Annotated in this window: 1 protein-coding gene and 1 pseudogene; one reads left to right on the top strand and one right to left on the bottom strand. The window is 69.3% G+C overall.

Going from position 1 to position 1,611, the window contains the following annotated elements:
• Positions 1 to 1,306: lipopolysaccharide biosynthesis protein (locus tag B2W70_RS05600; protein WP_286743674.1), on the bottom strand; the 1,306-nt coding region annotated here is incomplete at its 3' end.
• 117 nt (positions 1,307 to 1,423) lie between these two features.
• Between B2W70_RS05600 and B2W70_RS05595 the strand changes: the two are divergent.
• Positions 1,424 to 1,611: pseudogene (locus tag B2W70_RS05595) on the top strand (hypothetical protein); the annotation flags it as partial.

Raw genomic sequence — 1,611 nt, 5'->3', positions numbered from 1 at the left:
CGGTGTAGGCCACGCCGATGGCCCCGATGTAGCCCAGGCTGGACGCCGCCGCCGCACCGATCGCCCCCCACATGGGCACCCACCACAGGCCCAGGCCCACGCTGAGCAACAAGGACAACGCAGCGATCATCCCCGACAGGTGAGGCCGCCCCAGGTGGTTGGTGTAGAAGGCCGACAAGCTCGAGGCCGCTGCGTAGGCCGCCACCCCCGGCAACAGCGCGAACAGGGGCCACAGCGACGCCCGGTAAGGCTCACCCAAGGCCCATGGCACCGCCCACCAGGCCCCCAGCAGCAGCACCGGCGCTGCAGCCAGGGTGGCCAGCACATTGATGCGCACCGCCTGCACCGTGGTGGCCGCAGCGACCGCGCGCTCGGGGTGTCCAATGCGCGCATACAGCGACACCGTCACCGACGAAGACAACAGCCACAGCAACTCCGCCACCGTCACGGCCACCGAGTAGGTGCCCACGGCTTCCAGGCCATGGAAACGCTCCACCAGGAACAAGGACGCGCGGTAATTCAACAGGCTGATGACGTTGGTGACCCCGATGGTCGCGACAAAGCGCCACTCCTCACGCCAACTCGGCGATGCCTGCCAGCCCCCCTGCCAGGCATCGTCGCGCTGGCTGGCGTGGCGCAAAGCGGCCAGGGCCGTCAGCAGGGCGACGACGGCCTTGCCGCTGACCCACGCAATCAACACCATCACCACCACCGGCGCCCGACCCACGTAGTCGGTGGTCAACCAACCTGCGCCCAGCAATCCAGCCAGCACGAGCGCCGGGGCCGCCACCTGCGCGAGGTTGATGGGCCACATGCGCCCCTCCCCCAACCAAAGCCCGGTGGCCGTCGGCACCAGCAGCAAAAAGGGCGCACCCAAGGCGAGCAGCCACAACTGCGAATAAGGCAGCGTCTGCGCATGCCACGACGCGGCCAGCAGCCCCACAGCCGCCAACACCCCCAACAACACCGCCGCCCGCAACACACCGAGCAACATGGGCAGGGCCGGCCACGCCTGACCCGCCACCTGCCGAGACACCTGCCGAGCCAGCCACAGGCCGAGCCCGGAGAACAGCGTCAGCAAGGCCGATTCGACCGCCACGAACAAGGCGAACGCACCCTGCACCTTCGGGCCCATTCGCGCCACCATCACGGTGATGGCCAGCCCCAATCCGACGATGGCCAGCTTGGCGACGAGGTTGCCCAGCGCCGCCCGGGGCACCGCCGCCACCTGGGACTGCACCCATCCCCTGAGGGCGGCCGAACGCGAGTCGGCAACAGGGGGGCGAGAAGGAGGCGAAGTCGGCATGGCCGGGATTGTCGCGCACACGGCAACCCGGCCACCCGCCGCATGCTCAACATCGCCTTCACGGTGCTCAAGCAATGATCGTTCGTCAGGCGGGTGCCGGCTCACTACAGTTCGGCCATGAGCCCAGCCCACCCCCTTGACTCGCCCAGGCCCTGCGCCATCGTCATCGTCATCGGCGTCGGCGGCATCGCCGGCATCGGCGGCGCCACCGCCTTGCACAGCGCCCAACAAGGCCTGCCCGTCTTCCTGGTCGGCCGAACCCCCACCAAGCTGGAGTCGCTGGCCGAAGCCATCCGGCAAGCCGG

Source organism: Aquabacterium sp. UBA2148, assembly GCF_002328915.1.
Taxonomy (GTDB): domain Bacteria; phylum Pseudomonadota; class Gammaproteobacteria; order Burkholderiales; family Burkholderiaceae_C; genus Aquabacterium; species Aquabacterium parvum.
Note: the sequence above shows the minus strand (reverse complement) of the source record. Positions and strands in the feature narration are given on the sequence as shown.